Source organism: Psychrobacter sp. SC65A.3 (assembly GCF_025642195.1).
GTDB classification, from domain to species: domain Bacteria; phylum Pseudomonadota; class Gammaproteobacteria; order Pseudomonadales; family Moraxellaceae; genus Psychrobacter; species Psychrobacter cryohalolentis.
The window spans coordinates 2,505,895-2,523,534 of the sequence record NZ_CP106752.1 but is presented as its reverse complement, the minus strand read 5'-3'; the positions used below and the strand labels follow the sequence as shown (position 1 = coordinate 2,523,534).

Here is a 17,640-nt window from a genome sequence, read left to right as displayed (position 1 = left end):
GGACAATAAAAAATCTATGTATAAATTAATGATCGTCGATGATTCAAATATTATTCGAAACCGTATTCAGCGCGCTTATGACTCGGGTCAATTCATGTTGGTTGCTACGGCAACCAGTGGGGTTCAAGCGCTTGAAAAGTTCAATATTCATCGTCCAGATGTGGTGACCATGGATTTGACCATGCCGCAAATGGACGGTCTTGAATGTATTGAAAAAATCATTGCTATCGACCCTGACGTTCGTATCTTGGTTGTCTCAGCCTTGTCTGACAAATCTACTGGCATTGAAGCGTTATCATTGGGCGCGAGTGGGTTCTTGTGCAAGCCTTTTTCAGAAGAAGAGCTGGTAGAGTCTTTGTATGAGTTGGTACAAGACTAATATTGTCCAATAATTTTAATAAATACCTTATTAAAGAACACACATTATGAAAGAGCAAAATTTACAAATTTTTGTGAGTATCATTACCAACTATTTTACTCAGTTTGGTAATGATGAGTTGGTGGTCGATACGCCTTACTTGTTAGAAAACCAACAGCCAAAAGTCCATGATTATACGGGCGTCATCGGTATATCAGGGGTGCAAAAAGGGGTGGTGTATTTTACGGCGACCACAGCGTTATTGAGCAGTATTCTAGACAGTATGGGCGAGATAGATAAAGGTGAGGACAATCTGGTCGATTTAGCAGGCGAGGTTGCCAATACGGTTTCGGGTAATGCTCGTCACGAGTTTGGTCCAGAATTTCATATCTCTGTCCCGTTTGTCTTTAAAGGCTCGCCGCAAAGTATCATTTTGCCTAAAAGTGGACGTTCTTTTATCATTCCAGTGAGTTGGCGCAGTCAAATCGGAGAGATTGTGGTTTGTTTGCAAGATTGAATACACAACCCCGTGATGATAACTATGGACGATGAACAATTATGGTTAATGTAGAAAAATTAGGCGTCTTTTTAAGTTCAATCAGTGCATTTTTTGCGCAGATTGATGCTGAGGCAGTGGTCATTGATACGCCTTACCTAAACAGTAATAAAAATGCTGTTGGTTATGATTATAGTGGCATGATTAAAATATCTGGACCGCTTGAAGGCTGTGTCTATGTCAGTGCTCCAAGCAATATGTTGCGTGAAGTTATCAAAGTGATGGGCGAGCCTGACTCTTCCATGACGATGATGAAAGACTTGTTGGGTGAGATGGCAAATACCATCTCTGGCAACGCTCGTACCGAGTTTGGTGCCGATTTTATTATCTCACCTCCTAAGATTATTGAAGGGATACCCAGTATCCCTTATCTGCCAAAAGACCGCCAAAGCTATGTCACGCCATTTACGTGGCGAGGCTATAAAGCAGTTATCGGTATCAGTATCGCTTAATCTTATTCTAAATTGAATAAAAAAACGACGTCTCACCGTCGTTTTTTTATTCATTATCATCCACTTAAACCTTATAATAGCGCTAGCAGTCGCTAAGCGTTATATGATAAAATACAGCCCAGCTATTTTTTATCATATAGTATTCTGTACGTTCAAATCGTAGCTCAGTTTTTTTAATCAACCAATGACACACACATCATGGCAAAAAATTGCTGGGTGTTTGGCGACTTGATTAATTTGCTTCACGGCTAGGTGCTTTATTTTATCTAACTCATAGCAGATGCGTGTCGCTAGATAGGCAGTTTTTGTGATGTGGAGGCATAACCCAACCAACAGGACATTTAACATGGCTACAAAGAATCCAACCAAAATCGAAATGCGCGACCTATTACAAGCCGGCGCTCACTTTGGTCACCAAACACGTTTTTGGAATCCAAAAATGGGTCCATATATTTTTGGTGCCCGTAACAAGATTCATATCATTAACCTTGAGCACACTGTAAAAGCGTTTAACGAAGCATTGACTTACGTTAACGGCTTAGCTGCTAAGAAAAACAAAGTATTATTTGTTGGTACTAAGCGCGCAGCTAGCGGCGTTATCGCTGAGCAAGCAGCACGTGCTGGCATGCCATACGTTGACCATCGCTGGTTAGGTGGTATGTTGACTAACTGGAAAACACTACGCCAGTCAATCAATCGTCTAAAAGAGCTAGAAAAACAAGCTGAAGACGGTACTTTCGCTAAGCTTACTAAGCGTGAAGCGTTAGAGCGTACTCGCGATATGGAAAAACTTGAGCGTTCACTAGGCGGTATTAAAGACATGGGCGGTCTACCTGACGCAATCTTCGTCGTAGACGTAGATCATGAAGCAATCGCTATCAAAGAAGCTAAGAACCTAGGTATCCCAGTTATCGGTATCGTTGATACTAACTCTAACCCTGATAACGTTGATTACATCATCCCAGCAAACGATGATGCTATCCGTGCTGTGACTTTGTACGTAACTTCTATGGCTGATGCAATCATCGCTGGTAAAGAATACGCACAAACTCAAGCTGGTGGTAAAGCTGAGCAAGAAGCACCTGCTACTGAAGAAGCGGCTGATGCTCAAACTGAAGAAGCTGCTACTCCAGCAGAATAAATCGCTGAGTGATATGGTTTGATGTTGTAAGGCTGCCTTGATAGTTTGTCTATTGGTAGTCATATAACATGACTTATAGTATAGACAGCATAAAGACAAACAATAGGCATGATGTAGTATTACTCGTCATGCCTTATTGTTAAAGCGGATTTGTTAAAGTGGCGTTGTTAAGCCACTATACAGAATTCAAGTGCGTTTAGATATTGTGCACTCCCATATATAATAATGCTCACCTACATAATAAAAGGTAACTCTTATGTCAGAAGTAAAAGTATCTGCCAAAATGGTAAAAGAATTGCGTGACCGTACTGGTCTTGGCATGATGGAATGTAAAAAAGCGTTAGAAGAATCAAACGGTGATGTCGAAACTGCCATTGATAACCTACGTAAATCTGGTCAAGCAAAAGCGGCTAAAAAAGCGGGTAACATCGCAGCTGACGGCGCTATCATTATCGCTCAAGGCGACAGCAAAGCATTCTTGTTAGAAGTTAACTGCCAAACTGACTTCGTTGCAAAAGATGAAAACTTCGCAGCCTTTGCAGAAACAGTCGCGAACCTTGCATTAGAAAACAATGTGACTGACGTAGCTGCTATCGCTGAATTGCCATATGGCAATGGTCAAACAGTTGAAGAAGCACGTGTATCTCTAGTACAAAAAATCGGTGAGAATATCCAAATCCGCCGTGTTGAAGTACTTGAAGGCGCTAACATTGCTGCATACCGCCATGGTCTACGTATAGGCGTAGTGGTATCTTATGAAGGCGGCAGTGCAGAAACTGGTAAAAATCTTGCTATGCACATCGCTGCGTTTAACCCAGTTGCTGTTGCTGATGAAGACGTCGCTGCTGATCTATTAGCGCGCGAAAAAGACATCATTGAAGCAAAAGCACGTGAGTCTGGCAAGCCTGACAACATCGTTGAAAAAATGATCGAAGGTGGTCTACGTAAGTACCTAGAAGAAGTTACTTTATTACGTCAGCCATACGTTATGGACAATGAGAAAAAAGTTGGTGACGTACTAAAAGCTGAAGGCGTAAAAGTACTTGGTTTCAAACGTCTAGAAGTCGGTGAAGGCATTGAGAAAAAGCAAGAAGACTTCGCTGCTGAAGTTGCTGCTACTCAAGCACTAGCTAACAAGTAAGTTTTAAAATGCAGTAAGTACTGAGTTTGTTTTTGCTCAGTACTTATAGATTGTTTGATATAAGAAGCAATCGAGCATAAAAAAGCCCGTTATTTATTTAACGGGTTTTTTTATGTCTGTGATTTTTATTTTGGATTAACGCAATGCCAAATAAGCAGAGTTGGCATAGCTTGCGCTATTACTGTTGCTACTCGTGCCATAACTAACGTTTTGCATGCCACCGCCATTACTGGTATTGGCAGTATTGCTATTATTAGCATTCATCGTATTACCAGATAGCCCTGAATCGTTTTTATACAGGCTATGATAGCGGCTCATCACACTTTTAACATAGTTACGCGTTTCTTTGAACGGTGGAATGCCATTATATTTATCGACGTTACCTTCACCTGCATTATAACCCGCGACCGCAAACTCGACGTTGTTGTTAAAGCGGCGCATCAGCCAAGCGATATATTTGGCAGAACCTTCAATATTATCAGCAGGATTCCAAGGATTGCTCACTTTAAATCGACTTGCTGTAGCTGGCATTAGCTGCATTAAACCCTGCGCACCGACTGGTGAACGAGCATTGGGATTAAAGGCAGACTCAGTATGCATCATGGCTTTCATAAGCCCTGGATCGACACCGTGGCGCTGAGCTGAAGCCAAAATATAGCTATCATAAGAGTTACGAGTACCGCTGCTGCTTGCAGAGCTGCTTCCATAGTCATTGCTATTACTGCTGCTACCACCATCATACAGACTAGAATCTTTATAATAAGTGACTTTTACTTTTTTAGTAAATTTATCAAAATTACCACTGGGATTGACGTTGGTGAGAAGTACTTGTCCGCCTTTGTCTTTATAGATATACATATTGCCTGCTTGAGCAGCGATAGGTAGGCTAGATAGGGCAACGGCGGTGAGTAAAACGGGAGACAAGCAGCGGGTTATGAAAGGTGCAACATTTATCATAGAGTTATCACTTTTTATCGAGTAGTAGCAAATTGCCTTGCTTATGGACGCATTGGTTTGCGCAATAAAGCGGTTATCCTGTCTGCAATATTTCATAGTCACTAAGCTTAAGCACTACAACGCAGAACCACGGTTAACAAAACCAATTGCAATAGATACAAAAAATAATAGTTGCTTACTATAACATATAATAACTTTTTACTACATCTGATTGCCCTGACAAGCTGGCCAAACAAACATTTAAATTGTAAAAATTTTTAATAAAATCAATATGGTATTGCAGTGTACCTTATTAAGTACGAGGTCAGAAGTAGCCACAGACCATTTACAGTAAAGGCAAAATAGAGGAGGGCTATTATCACTAATATTTGCCAAAAAGCATTGAAATACACGATGAATCTAAATATTCGCAGCTGTACTATAGTGAATTCAGTATTAAAGCGATACAGTAGGACTGGGATGAATTTTACGCAGCCTCTGTCGGCGTAGGCACAGCACGCCAGAAAAATTTATACCAGTACTGCGTTGGGATATAACGTATCTGTTTTATTTGGAATTGACTATAGAATAGCAGTGCTATATTAAAGGACTATTAAGCAGAAAGTGCCGTGACAAATATAGGTACCCAGACAGCAGTGACCAAACCATTCACTGCCAAGCCAAACGCGGCATATCTGCCCGCTGTATGACTGATTTGCCATGCTTCTACGGTGCCGAACGCATGAGCAACTAAGCCAAGCGCTAAGCCTTTAGCACGGTCATCTTCAATGCCAATAAATAAGAAACGCGCTAATGTCCCGCCAATGAGACCTGAAACGATAATAATCAGGTTTGCCATCGCCAGAGGTGCTTTGATTAAATCTGCGATGCTCAGACCAATCGGCGTGGTCACTGAACGACTGGCAAATGCTAATATCGTATCGTGACTGAGTGAAAATAGATAGGCTAATGACATCGGTAATAATGCGCCAATCAAACTCGCCATCGCCACAATCAAGACAAGTTTCTTGATAGGTAAACCTTTGAAATTCATGGCAGCCAAAGGTATTGCCAATAAGACAGTAACATAACCTAATAGATGGTCAAAAACGGGCTTGGCAACGGCGTAATAATTATTGTAATCCCATTGGAAAATGAATAGAAATATAACGACCAATACTAGTGCGGTAATGACCATCGGTAACCATGAAAGTTTGCGTGCCAATATGCGAGCAATTACATGGGCTGCTAAAGTCAGTAATATCGCCGCAAAGGTTGCCACAAACACATTATCAAAACTCATAAGATTCCTTTATTCATACCGCTCAAGGCTGTCATTTTTGCTCATTAATAGTAGTGTTGCCGTTCATATCATTATTACGGTTCAGCCAACGATTGGATAACACGGCAAATCCCCAAATCGGTATCAGCGTACTAATCAGTATGGTAAGCATAAAGCCCCATAGCTCATCTCCTAAAGCAAATAACAGCAAGCCTGCACCGGCTGAAACTGGCAAAAAAGCAAAGCCACTATCGACAAGTAAAGTATTACTCGCTTGGGTAAGCCAGCCTGGAATACCTTTGATAAATCGCCAAATCATCAGAATAAAAAACATGGTCAGTAAGCCGACGATATTGGCCGCTTTTTCAATACCCGCCAACTGACAGACAAATACTGCCGACTCACGTACAGTAACAACAATGGCGAGCGTCAGTAGTAATGCCATCCATAAGGGCATTTTTGAAGAATGGGTAGACTTCATAAGCAAGTGGACCACGTCAGGGATAGATAAAAGAGTAAAAAGATGAGTGAGAGGAGAATCACGAGTGCAGTATATAAAAGATTATATATAGAGTGTCGCAACTAATAAAGCGTATCGGTCAATAGTGACCATATAGTCTGTAAGTAATAAAATCGATACATCGATATATAGCTGTTGCTAATACGAGTTTCTCTTGTGCGCTATGTTGATTCAGCATTAAAAAGGACACTATTAATAAATAGCGTCCTTTTTAATTTTATTCAAAGTATTTTAAGTAAATGACTTATTTTTGCAAATCAGATGTTTGAGTATCTTCTATCATCGAGTCTTCCGCTACTCTCTCAGCTTCAGCATTTAATGCCTCAAATTCAGCAAACGCTTTTTCTTCAGCGTCCGTCATCGTTTGTTCTTCTACATCATCAGGCTGCTCAAACTCTTCAAGTATCGGCATCAGCAATGTTGCTTGCGCTAATGGCAATACATCTAGAGGCTCTAAGTTGGATTGACCAAGTAACTGTCTCAGTCTATCGCTTGGCAAGCGAATCGTTAAGCACTCATGACCACTGTCATCATAGCTTTCTTCTTGAATAACGCCGAGCTCATACAAAGCATTTTTTAACTGCCCTGCGCTATAAGGTAGCGTCAAATCAAAGGTGGTCAGTGTGCCAGTCAGTAACTGCTGCACGGCTAATGACAACTCTTCCATGCCTAAGTTTTCTCTGGAAGAAACATAGACGCGGTTGGGTTGACCTTCGCTAGCATAACCGATACGTGCAGGCTCATCGGTCAAATCGATCTTGTTGTAGACATTAAGCACAGGCACATCATTATCAATTTCAGCCAGTACGTCTTTCACCGCCTGAATTTGCTCATGCATATCTTCGCTCGAAGAATCGATGACATGGAGCAACAGGTCTGCTTCAAGTGTCTCTTCTAAGGTCGCATGGAAAGATTCAACCAATTCATGTGGAAGATGACGGACAAAACCTACTGTGTCGACCAGTACCACACGTCCTACACCTTGCCAATCTAAGCGGCGTAACGTCGGATCGAGTGTCGCAAACAGTTTGTCGGCTGCATAAATGTTTTCATCGACCAAGCGATTAAACAAGGTAGACTTACCAGCATTGGTATAACCCACAAGCGAAATAGTCGGCACATCTGATTTTTGACGGCGAGCTCGACCTTGCGCACGCGTCTGTCTGACTTTCTCGATTCTACTTTTGAGCTGCATGACTCGCACTTGTAGCAAGCGACGATCCGTCTCAAGCTGGGTTTCACCGGGTCCACGTAGACCAATACCCCCTTTTTGACGTTCCAAATGCGTCCAACCACGCACCAAACGTGTCGACAAATGGTTAAGCTGTGCCAGCTCTACTTGTAGCTTACCTTCGTAAGTACGTGCACGCTGCGCGAAAATGTCCAAAATCAGACCCGTGCGATCAAGTACGCGGCATTGTACCAAGGCTTCAATGTTACGCTCTTGTGAAGGCGATAAGCTGTGGTTAAAAAGCACGATGTCCGCATCATGCTCGCGCACCAGTTCTGCTATCTCTTCTGCTTTGCCGCTACCAACAAAATATCTGGCGTCAGGGCGTGCACGTGAGCCTGTGACCAGTGCCAAGCGGTCTGCGCCTGCTGAGTCTGCCAATAATTCAAATTCACCTAAATCATCAGGATCTTGAATTTGGCGGATGTCTAAATGTACAATGATGGCGCGCTCGCCACCGGTATGTCTTTCAAAATATTCCAAAGAGTATCACCTATCCATAAAGTAAATAAATCGCAACGCTGCCTATTCTAAATATCAGTTCTAAATATTTGGGTTTTATTCAATACATTGAATAAATTACCAAGCTTATCGAAATAGAATAATCATCATAGTTGCGTTCAGATAACCATTTATATGTGGTCTTATTAGTTGATATTAAAGCGTATTCACACAATTAGCGATGATTTTATGTTACAGCGTTCATTAAGTAGGATTTTATCTTGGCAGCGTAATATTTTTTCTAAAATGAATCAGTTAGAGAAATTAGCAGCAAATTACTCACAAAACCTATTCATAACTCAGTGAACAAGTCGTCACTGACTGCATAAACTTTGTTATACTCATTGGGTTTGTTTACCATATATAATCATAAGTTTTAATTACGAGGGACACAGATGAGCCAACCCAAGACAGGCTTTTCAATCAAACAGCAATTGGGGCGCGGCAAACAGATTGCTGGTATGACCACCACAATTGCTGGTGGGCTACGCGCCGCCCAACGTATCGGGGCATTTAAACAGCCACCACGCGAAACACTGCCGCGCTACATTCAAGCTTTTTGTCGCAAAATGGCAGGCTCTTTTGGCGTCAAGGTTATCGCCGTTGAGCGCGTAGAGCAACATCACGGGCTATGGGTTTCTAACCATGTATCATGGATGGATATCCCTGTGGTCGGTACAGTGAGCCCTGCTTTTTTCTTATCCAAAGCCGAAATAGGTGAGTGGCCTATCTTTGGTAAGCTGGCACACGCGGCGGGCACCGTATTTATCGAGCGTGGTTCCGGTGATGTCGGCTCAGTTGCGTCGCAGATTGCTAACTTTTTAACCAAAGGCTTCTCGGTTATCTTTTTCCCTGAAGCGACTACCACAGATGGCAAAAAAATCAAACGTATTCATGGCACCTTGCTACAAGCGGCGATAGATGCTGATGTACCTGTGCGCCCGCTGGTGATTGCGTATGTCAATAAAGACGGTACCTTAAGTGAAGAATTGCCTTATTACGGCAAGCTGACGATGAAAGACAGTTTGAAAAAGGTTTTAGATAGTAAAGATGTCACCGCTTACGTCTTACCACTAGAAGCGATCGATCCTAAAGGTTTGAGCAAAAGTCAGCTGACAGATTTATTGCAAGCACGTATGCAAGAAGGCTTAGCTGAATTACATTCACGTGTATTGACCAAAATAGTGAAAGTTTAATTCTATACGCTTCAAATTGGTTAGTTAAACGTGTATAAAAAAGGCGCAAATCTTAGTAGTTAATACTAACGACTTGCGCCTTTTTCTTTGCTATGCAAATACCTGAACTTCAGATTGTTGAAAGCTGAACAATATCAATCTATGACCACGCAAAATTATGGTGACGGATTAGGATGTTGAGTATGTACCGCTTCGATAGCGTCTAGTACATCTGAGTCTAAGGTTAAGTTAATGCTATCAATATTAGATTTCAGCTGTTCGATAGTGGTAGCACCAATGATATTGCTGGTTACAAACGAGCGTGAGTTAACAAAGGCTAATGCCATCTGCGCCATATCTAAACCAGCATCTGCTGCGATTTTGGCATATTGAGCGGTGGCTGATAGCGCTTCTTCGTTGGTATAACGGGCAAAGCGATCATACATAGTCAGGCGCGCGCCAGTAGGACGTTTACCATCAAGGTACTTACCAGACAGCACACCAAAACCAAGCGGTGAATAAGCCAGTAAACCCACATTTTCACGATGCGCAATCTCTGCCATCGCCACTTCATATAAGCGGTTAAGTAAACTATAAGGGTTTTGCACCGTAATAGGTGCGATCAAACCATTTTTATCTGCTTCCCATAAGTAGCGCATCAATCCCCAAGCAGTATCGTTTGATAATCCATAAGCACGGATACGGCCTTTTTTAATCTCGTCATTTAACGCTTGGATGGTTTCTAAAAAAGGCGTCAAATCATCGAGCGGCTGTGCTGCCATCGCTTCGGTATAACCGAGCTGACTGAAATAGTTCGTTTGACGTTCAGGCCAGTGTAGTTGGTAGATATCAATATAATCGGTCTGCAAACGCTCAAGATTGCCATCAATAGCACTGCTGATATGCGCGGCATTAAAACGCGTTTGCCCATCACGTAAAAAATCCATTGGCGATATTTTACTGGCAAGAACGACTTTATCGCGTTGTTTGGTCTTTTGGAACCATGTGCCCATAAAGCGCTCAGTATCGCCTTGCTTATCTTTATCCGGCGGTGAGGGATACATCTCAGCAGTATCCCAAAAATTTACGCCTTCACTGAGTGCTAAGTCCATCTGCTCATGTGCATCGCTTTCGCTATTTTGCTGTCCCCACGTCATCGTTCCCAAGCAGATTTTGGAAACTTTTTCATTGAGCTGTGGCAGTGTTTGATATTGCATATGTTCTTCCTTTTTTATTTTATTCTAAAGCAATTTTTATATTATATGAGCTTGATACCTGTGACACCCGGTGGCGTCACTTGAAAGATTGTAATTTTAAACTGTACAGATTGTCCAGCAAGCGGATGGTTAAAGTCTACTTCTACTTCGTCATCAGTGATGGCGCTAATCGTACCGGGTAAAGTGTTTTTGCCTTTGTCTTCAAATTCTACTAGCATACCAATTTCAGGATTGTCAGCGATAAGCGCAAACTGAGTAGGGCTAAAGCGTTGGATGTTGTCAGGATTCCATTCACCAAATGCTTGCTCTGGCTCAAGATGAGCGGAACGCGTATCGCCTGCACGCAGATTCATCAGCACTTGCTCAAAGCCAGGTAACAAGCTCTCATCACCTATAGTTAAAGTAACGGGTGTATCACGGCTAAAGGTTGAATCAATTACGGTGCCATTCTCGAGTGATACTTCAAAATGCAGCTTAACTAGGCTGCCAAAGGTGATACGTACATCTTCATTTGGTGTGATAAATTGCGAGTCGGTCATGGAAAATTTACCTATTACTGGAGTAGGAAGTTAGGTGGACATCAATATAAGAAATGATAAGTCATCTAGAAAAGGTTGTAAGCGCCAATAGTGTAACGTAAATAGTGTAATATATTTGGCGAATCTAAAAGTGAGCGCAGCATTTATGGCAAAACTGATGGCAAACAAACAAGGTCGAGTCACAAAATGGCAAGACGATAAAGGCTTTGGTTTTATTGAAACCGAAGCGGGCGAGTCGGTATTTTTTCATGTCAGCGCGTTTAAAGCGCAGCGTCGTCCTGTTATCGGCGAAGAGGTTGTTTTTACGGTTGGCTATGATAATCAAAGACGCTTGCAAGCAAAAGAGGTGCAAGAGCTGAGCTTTGTACAACAAAAGATGGCGCAAAAAAATAAGCAAATTCGCCAGCGTAATCACAAACGTAACGCCCAAGCAGAGTTTGAAGCGGGGCAGAAGAAACGCTTGTTTCTTGGTGTTGGATTTTATGGTGTACTGATATTACTGGCGGTCATGAATAAGCTTAGCTGGCTAATTGTTGGGTGGTATGCTGTATTGGGCATGATAACCTATACCATGTATGCTAAAGACAAAGCGGCGGCTCAAAATAACGACTGGCGAACACCTGAAATGACATTACATGTTTTAAGTGCGCTTGGTGGCTGGGTCGGGGCAATGGTCGCACAAACCTACTTGCGTCATAAGTCACAAAAGCCTGAATTCCGTATTGCGTATTATTTGACTGTCATCATTAACATGGCAGGGTTACTATTTATATTGGCGGATGGCGGTTTGGATTTTTTACAGAAGAATCTTATTTAATGGAGTGACTTTAGTTCTATCAAATCATCCATTAAAATTTATTTTTTGAGACAGATTTGTTTATAGCTGTTTTGACTGAAAGCCTCGGAGAGATAAGTGACTGAAAAATTTACCAGTATAGAGATGGTTAGACGTGAAAACGTCAGAACACTGATGCAAAATTATAAAATAACAAGAATGATGTTATCTCAAGGTACAAACATTAACTATGCGTTATTAGGTCACTATATCGGCAAGAATCCTATTAAAGCCATTGGCGATGAGACAGCAAATAAAATTGAAGTATTTTTTAATAAACATATCAACTGGTTGGATCATGAACATGATGTCGCTAAAAAGGCAAATAATGGTCTAGGTTTTGGTGAAGAGACATCCGACAATTTAATAAAAGTACCGATATATAAAACCTATTTCTGTCATGAAGAAATCGAAGAAGAATGTTACTTTCATCCTCAGTTTTTTAAGGAGAAAGGTATAGACCCCCAGTCTTTTAGATTAATTTATGCGACAGATAGTAGTATGCAACCTTATATCAATATTAAAGATAAAGTGGGAATAGCGATAAATGACAACTGCATAAAAGATGGAAGTATATATGCTGTGATTTTAAATGGTAAACATATGATGTTTAAGCAGGTATTTATAGAAGCGGGCAATGTACTTCGATTGCATAGCTTACATTCAGATTATCCGGATAAGCTGGTGAACGTAGAGGATACAGATAGCCTTGTGATAGTGGGTAGGCTAATATATAGGGCTGGATAGGGTATAGTGAAATAATAATACAGGTTTGAAATGCTCAATAAAGGCAGTAGTTTGTGCGACTCTATTGCGTTTTTAAACAATAAAAAGCCCCGCTATAATCGATATAGTAGGGCTTTTTATTGTTAATAGATTGTACTTTTAATATTATAAAGACGCGTTAAACTTCACGTTTCTTTTCTAGAAACAGCATATCAATCACAATCATTGCCACACCGATACAGATACCAATATCAGCAATATTAAAGATAGGATAATGCCAAACATCAGCATAATGCACATGGATAAAATCGATGACATGACCATGTAATAAGCGATCGATTAAGTTACCAACGGCACCGCCTAATACCAATGCTAAACCGAGTGATAACAGCTTAGCTTGACGAGGCGCTTTAAGCAGATAGCCTATTAAAAATAGCGACATCAATAGTGCGAGCCCTGCAAAAAACCACTTTTGCCAACCGCCAGCATCTGCCAAAAAGCTAAAAGCCGCGCCGTAGTTGTAAGCAAGCGTCCAGTTTAGAAACGGCTCAATCACAGGTACAGGTTCAAGAAAGGTCAGATTGGTTTCAGCCAACCATTTCGTCCACTGATCAAAAATAACCACGACCAGTGACAACAGATACCAGTTAAGTGCAAGGCGACCATTAGCAATCATCTTTGGCGTCTTATTCGAGCGACTTTTAGGCGTCGATGAGCTACCCGTAGTTGCATGAGCCGGTTTAGGTGAGTTGTCGACTTCGATAGACGGCTGTTTATCATCCGGTAAGTTCGTGGGATTAGGCGTTAAATTAGGCATAGTGGCGCACCTCGCCGTCACCGCTGACGTTAGTTGCACAGCGAGCACATAATTCTGAATGTGTGCTATCTGTACCAATGTCGTCACGGATATGCCAGCAGCGCACGCACTTGGTACCGGTTGCAGCATTTACTTCGACGACTAAATCTGCCGCTGAACTATTACTGTCCGCTTGTTCATCTGTGCTTGCTACATTAGCAGGGGCAGAACTCAAAGGTTTTAAAGTTGCGCTACTGGTAATGAGTACAAAACGCAGCTCTTCACCAAGCTTAGCTAGGCTTTCATGCATAGCGCCATCAGCATATAGATTGACGTCAGCGGATAAGTTGGCATTGATGATTTTTTCGCCACGTGCCGTTTCGATATGTTTATTAACCATATCTTTTGCGAGCATGATACGTTGCCAGTCATCGTTGCTGATGGCGCTCAGCTCAAACTCTGGGAAGGTATACCATTCCTCAGTAAACACATAGCTATCAGCACCATGTAATACTTCCCATGCTTCTTGGGCCGTGAATGATAAAATCGGCGTAATCCAGCGAATAAGTGCATGAGCAATATGATAAATAGCTGTTTGCGCAGAGCGGCGTGGCTGACCGTCAGTCTGGGTGGTGTATTGACGGTCTTTGATAATATCTAAATAGAAGCTACCCAAGTCTTGCGAGCAGAAGGCGGTGATATGTTGCGTGACTTGGTGAAAGTCCATCGCATCATAAGCACTAATGATTTGTGCTTGTACTGTTTGTGCACGCTCAATGATAAATTTATCAAGGCTAACCAGCTCATTAATATCAACACTATTGGTAGCAGGATCAAAATCATCGGTATTGGCAAGCAAGAAGCGTAGGGTATTACGAATGCGGCGATACATATCGATTGCACCCTTAAAGACAGTTTTACCCGCGCTCATCTCATAACGATAGTCGCTCGATGCAATCCACAAACGCAGCATATCTGCGCCCGTTTTATTGATCTCTTCTTGCGGCGTGATGATATTGCCTAGTGATTTACTCATCTTACGACCGTTTTCATCAACTACAAAACCATGGGTCAATACTTGCTTAAACGGTGGGCGCTCGTACATGGCTTCTGAGGTCAGCAATGACGTCTGGAACCAGCCACGATGTTGGTCAGAGCCTTCTAAGTACATATCAGCAGGATTGGTTAACTCGTCGCGTTGATCAAGTACGGCAAAATGTGTCGTGCCAGAGTCAAACCAAACGTCTAAGGTATCAGTCGCTTTATCATAATCAGCAGCTTCCGCGCCTAAAAAATCCTCACAGCTGGCATCAAACCATGCTTCTACGCCACCTTCATTGATTTTTTGTGCTGCCGTTTCCATCAGTTCAAGCGTATTTGGATGCAGCTCGCCGGTTTCTTTATGGGTAAAGAAAGTAATCGGTACGCCCCACGTACGCTGGCGAGAAATACACCAATCTGGGCGACCTGTCATCATAGATTCAATGCGGTTTTGACCCCACGCTGGTGTCCATTGAACCGCTGGAATATCAGCAAGTGCGCGCTCACGCAAACCTTGTGTTTCCATGCTGATAAACCACTGCGGCGTGGCACGGAAAATGATTGGCGATTTATGACGCCAGCAGTGCGGATAGCTGTGCTCAATTTTGGTATGGCTAACCAGATGACCGTTTTCGTGTAGGGCAGCGATGATTTGTGGATTGGCTTTATATATGTGCTCACCAGCAAATACCACCGCGCTTTCTAAATAAACACCCGTACCACTCACTGGGTTTTCAACAGGCAAATTATATTTTAGACCAACGATATAATCGTCAAGACCATGACCCGGTGCAGTATGGACCAAGCCAGTACCACTGTCAGTCGTTACGTGATCGCCCAAGATTAATGGCACTTGACGCACATCGATAAGCGGATGCTGAGCATGTAGACCTTCAAGCTCGCGACCTGATACGGTAGCTAAGACACCTTTATTCTCGAGTTTAAATTCACTTAGCGCCGACTCAACCAAATCAGTCGCCAGTAGTAAGTTGCCGTTTTCCGTAGCGACCACACTATAATCATGCTCAGGATGGACTGCAATAGCTTGGTTAGCAGGCAATGTCCAAGGCGTCGTCGTCCAGATAACGGCAGAGATATTGCCGTCTATTTCAGCCAATGCCGCAACTTTGTCACTGTCTACAATATCAAAGCTGACATAAATGGCGTCTGAGACTTTATCTTGATATTCAACTTCGGCTTCAGCCAATGCTGAACTACAATCCAAGCACCAATTGACCGGCTTCATACCGCGAGTTACGTGACCATTGTCATAAATTTTGGCAAGGGCGCGCACGATATTGGCTTCTTGATGGAAGTTCATGGTTAGATAAGGATTGTCCCAATCACCAAACACACCCAGACGCTTAAAATCCGCCTTTTGTAATTCGATCTGTGTACTGGCATATTCACGACATAGACCACGGAATTCGGTTGCAGAAACCTTTTGACCGACTTTGCCATGTTTGGCTTCGACTTTTTGCTCGATAGGCAGACCATGACAGTCCCAACCGGGCACATAAGGCGCATCAAAACCAGATAGCGTTTTTGATTTTACGATAATGTCTTTGAGTACTTTATTGACTGCATGACCCAAGTGAATCTGACCGTTGGCGTATGGAGGACCATCATGCAAAATGTATTTGGTTGCCCCAGCACGTGCCGCACGAATTTTACCGTAAACATCATCTGCTTCCCAAGCTGCTAGCCAATCTGGCTCACGTTTGGCAAGGTTTGCACGCATCGCAAACGGCGTGTCGGCAAGGTTTAGAGTATCTTTATAGTCTTGGCTTGGCATATCAGTACTTTTATCAGTCATAGAAGGCGTCTTTTAGAATGGTGATGAAAATGTAAATTGAATTAAAAAGTGCGTGTAAAGCTGGCTACAAAAGCTAAAGTAATAATTTGATTGAAAGTAGATAACACTCGCTATTATATGACAAAAAGAGTGGGGTAAGAAGAGCTGCCGAGTATCGTTTCTATGTCCGTCAAAACCGTCACAAAATTCATTTAACAAGCGATTAGTTGTTATTTTATATCTGCTAGGATAATAAAGGTGATAATAAATTGAGCAATCAATGTCCATGCTGTCTTTATGTGCAAGACAGCATCATATCACTATCGTCAGATAATCCCTACTTTCAGTAGTTGATAGTCGTTGTTGATTTAACTTTTCTTATTCATTGATTTCAATCTGCATCACATATCATATCCGATTCAATTCGATTTCAAGAAATGAAACATACACTTACTAATATGGGTTTATTAAGGTGTGAATACCACGCAAGGTCATATGACGTATAAAGCCGTAGCATAAGCGCTAGATTATCAGTATAGAAAAATGGATGCTTTAGTTGGCTAGTTTTTATCGCCGCTGATTATTTTAAATAAAAAACCTGCCAGTCAAATGATTGGCAGGTTTTTTAATGTAAACGGCTTTAAAGGGTGCTACAAGTGCATTTCTATTACCAATACTCAAGCAGGCACGATAGTCAGCTGCTCGGCTAAGCTAAAGAAAGGTTTTGCTGCGCATTTAAAATCCAGGCTAGATTCTAAGTGATTCAAGTGTTGATTAATCAGCAATAACAGACCTTCTTCATCCCTGTTTTCAATGGCATTTACCATGCCAAGATGTTCGTCTTCAGCGCAGTTAGATGAGCCAACTTTATTATATAGCCCAATGATTAGCGTGGTACGTAAGGTAAGTTCACTCAAAAACCGCTCTAAAACTGTATTGCCTGAAATCATTGCCAACTGCATATGGAAAGTGCGCGATAGGCGTAGTTCCGCAGGCTTATCACCTTGCGCCCGCGCGTCAGCTTCGGCAGCTATCGTAGCACGCATGTCAGCAATGTCTTGCAGCCTGGCATTTTTGATTACTTTACGGGCAAGCGTACGCTCAATCGTGCGCCGTGCTTCAAACACATCACCTGCTTCTTTCGGTGACGGAGTTGAAACAAAAGCGCCTCGGTTGGGCTGTAATTGCACCACATGCATCGTTGCAAGGGTAGAGAGTGCTCGCCTCACATTGGCTCTGTTGCAGTTAAACAAGTCACTCAGCATCTGCTCGCCAAGCTTTGTTCCAGCGGGCAAGCGTTGCTCTGACACCGCAGCGGTGATGGAGTTAATAATAGTTTGCTCGGGTATTTCATCGAGCACAGGAACTGTTTGTTTGGTTTTCTCTATTTTCATAGAC

17 protein-coding genes are annotated in these 17,640 nt (G+C 42.3%); 8 read left to right on the top strand and 9 right to left on the bottom strand.

Annotation, left to right across the window (positions count from 1 at the left end; all coding sequences use genetic code 11):
• Positions 1 to 16 precede the first annotated feature (16 nt).
• From OEG80_RS10710 to tsf, 5 genes are all read left to right on the top strand, one after another.
• Positions 17 to 379, top strand: a complete 363-nt coding sequence (locus OEG80_RS10710) for a response regulator (RefSeq protein WP_011512755.1) — start codon at positions 17 to 19, stop codon at positions 377 to 379.
• Between the two features lie 46 nt (positions 380 to 425).
• Positions 426 to 875 (top strand): chemotaxis protein CheX, encoded by a 450-nt coding sequence (locus OEG80_RS10705; RefSeq protein WP_020442730.1) that lies wholly within the window; start codon positions 426 to 428, stop codon positions 873 to 875.
• A gap of 41 nt (positions 876 to 916) precedes the next feature.
• Positions 917 to 1,366 (top strand): chemotaxis protein CheX, encoded by a 450-nt coding sequence (locus tag OEG80_RS10700; protein ID WP_020442731.1) that lies wholly within the window; start codon positions 917 to 919, stop codon positions 1,364 to 1,366.
• Between the two features lie 346 nt (positions 1,367 to 1,712).
• Entirely contained in the window at positions 1,713 to 2,507 is a 795-nt protein-coding gene (gene rpsB, locus OEG80_RS10695) for a 30S ribosomal protein S2 (RefSeq protein WP_011279657.1), read from the top strand.
• Between the two features lie 256 nt (positions 2,508 to 2,763).
• The gene (tsf, locus tag OEG80_RS10690) at positions 2,764 to 3,648 is read left to right on the top strand and encodes a translation elongation factor Ts (protein ID WP_011512758.1); all 885 of its coding nucleotides are present in this window, start codon (positions 2,764 to 2,766) and stop codon (positions 3,646 to 3,648) included.
• Between the two features lie 135 nt (positions 3,649 to 3,783).
• Here the strand turns inward: tsf and OEG80_RS10685 are convergent, their stop codons facing one another.
• The 4 genes from OEG80_RS10685 to hflX form a co-directional block, all read right to left on the bottom strand.
• A complete protein-coding gene (locus OEG80_RS10685) occupies positions 3,784 to 4,605 on the bottom strand; it encodes a lytic transglycosylase domain-containing protein (protein WP_263240771.1) in 822 nt (273 codons plus the stop codon).
• A 592-nt stretch (positions 4,606 to 5,197) separates the two neighbouring features.
• Positions 5,198 to 5,887 (bottom strand): LrgB family protein, encoded by a 690-nt coding sequence (locus OEG80_RS10680; RefSeq protein ID WP_149493171.1) that lies wholly within the window; start codon positions 5,885 to 5,887, stop codon positions 5,198 to 5,200.
• 31 nt (positions 5,888 to 5,918) lie between these two features.
• Positions 5,919 to 6,347 (bottom strand): CidA/LrgA family protein, encoded by a 429-nt coding sequence (locus OEG80_RS10675; RefSeq protein ID WP_181209574.1) that lies wholly within the window; start codon positions 6,345 to 6,347, stop codon positions 5,919 to 5,921.
• Between the two features lie 283 nt (positions 6,348 to 6,630).
• Positions 6,631 to 8,100: a ribosome rescue GTPase HflX gene (gene hflX, locus OEG80_RS10670; RefSeq protein WP_263240767.1), complete on the bottom strand. Its 1,470-nt coding sequence runs from the start codon at positions 8,098 to 8,100 to the stop codon at positions 6,631 to 6,633.
• Between the two features lie 413 nt (positions 8,101 to 8,513).
• Between hflX and OEG80_RS10665 the strand changes: the two genes are divergently transcribed.
• Positions 8,514 to 9,314, top strand: coding sequence for a lysophospholipid acyltransferase family protein (locus OEG80_RS10665; RefSeq protein ID WP_263240765.1), 801 nt, complete (start codon positions 8,514 to 8,516; stop codon positions 9,312 to 9,314).
• A gap of 155 nt (positions 9,315 to 9,469) precedes the next feature.
• Here the strand turns inward: OEG80_RS10665 and OEG80_RS10660 are convergent, their stop codons facing one another.
• Positions 9,470 to 10,510, bottom strand: coding sequence for an aldo/keto reductase (locus OEG80_RS10660; RefSeq protein ID WP_263240763.1), 1,041 nt, complete (start codon positions 10,508 to 10,510; stop codon positions 9,470 to 9,472).
• Positions 10,511 to 10,551: 41 nt separating this feature from the next.
• Positions 10,552 to 11,049 (bottom strand): FKBP-type peptidyl-prolyl cis-trans isomerase, encoded by a 498-nt coding sequence (locus OEG80_RS10655; RefSeq protein ID WP_263240761.1) that lies wholly within the window; start codon positions 11,047 to 11,049, stop codon positions 10,552 to 10,554.
• A 157-nt stretch (positions 11,050 to 11,206) separates the two neighbouring features.
• Here OEG80_RS10655 and OEG80_RS10650 point away from each other — a divergent pair, with 157 nt between their 5' ends.
• Positions 11,207 to 11,866 carry a DUF1294 domain-containing protein gene (locus OEG80_RS10650; protein ID WP_263240759.1) on the top strand — a complete coding sequence of 220 codons (660 nt, stop codon included), beginning with the start codon at positions 11,207 to 11,209 and terminating at the stop codon, positions 11,864 to 11,866.
• A gap of 96 nt (positions 11,867 to 11,962) precedes the next feature.
• Positions 11,963 to 12,631, top strand: coding sequence for a S24 family peptidase (locus OEG80_RS10645; RefSeq protein WP_263240758.1), 669 nt, complete (start codon positions 11,963 to 11,965; stop codon positions 12,629 to 12,631).
• 157 nt (positions 12,632 to 12,788) lie between these two features.
• Here OEG80_RS10645 and lspA read toward each other — a convergent pair whose 3' ends face one another.
• The 3 genes from lspA to OEG80_RS10630 form a co-directional block, all read right to left on the bottom strand.
• On the bottom strand, positions 12,789 to 13,427 hold the full coding sequence (lspA, locus tag OEG80_RS10640) for a signal peptidase II (RefSeq protein WP_263240756.1): 639 nt from the start codon (positions 13,425 to 13,427) through the stop codon (positions 12,789 to 12,791).
• On the bottom strand, positions 13,420 to 16,263 hold the full coding sequence (gene ileS / locus OEG80_RS10635; RefSeq protein ID WP_263240754.1) for an isoleucine--tRNA ligase: 2,844 nt from the start codon (positions 16,261 to 16,263) through the stop codon (positions 13,420 to 13,422). The genes lspA and ileS overlap by 8 nt, the downstream gene beginning before the upstream one ends.
• A 656-nt stretch (positions 16,264 to 16,919) precedes the next feature.
• On the bottom strand, positions 16,920 to 17,636 hold the full coding sequence (locus OEG80_RS10630; RefSeq protein ID WP_149493177.1) for a GntR family transcriptional regulator: 717 nt from the start codon (positions 17,634 to 17,636) through the stop codon (positions 16,920 to 16,922).
• Positions 17,637 to 17,640 lie beyond the last annotated feature (4 nt).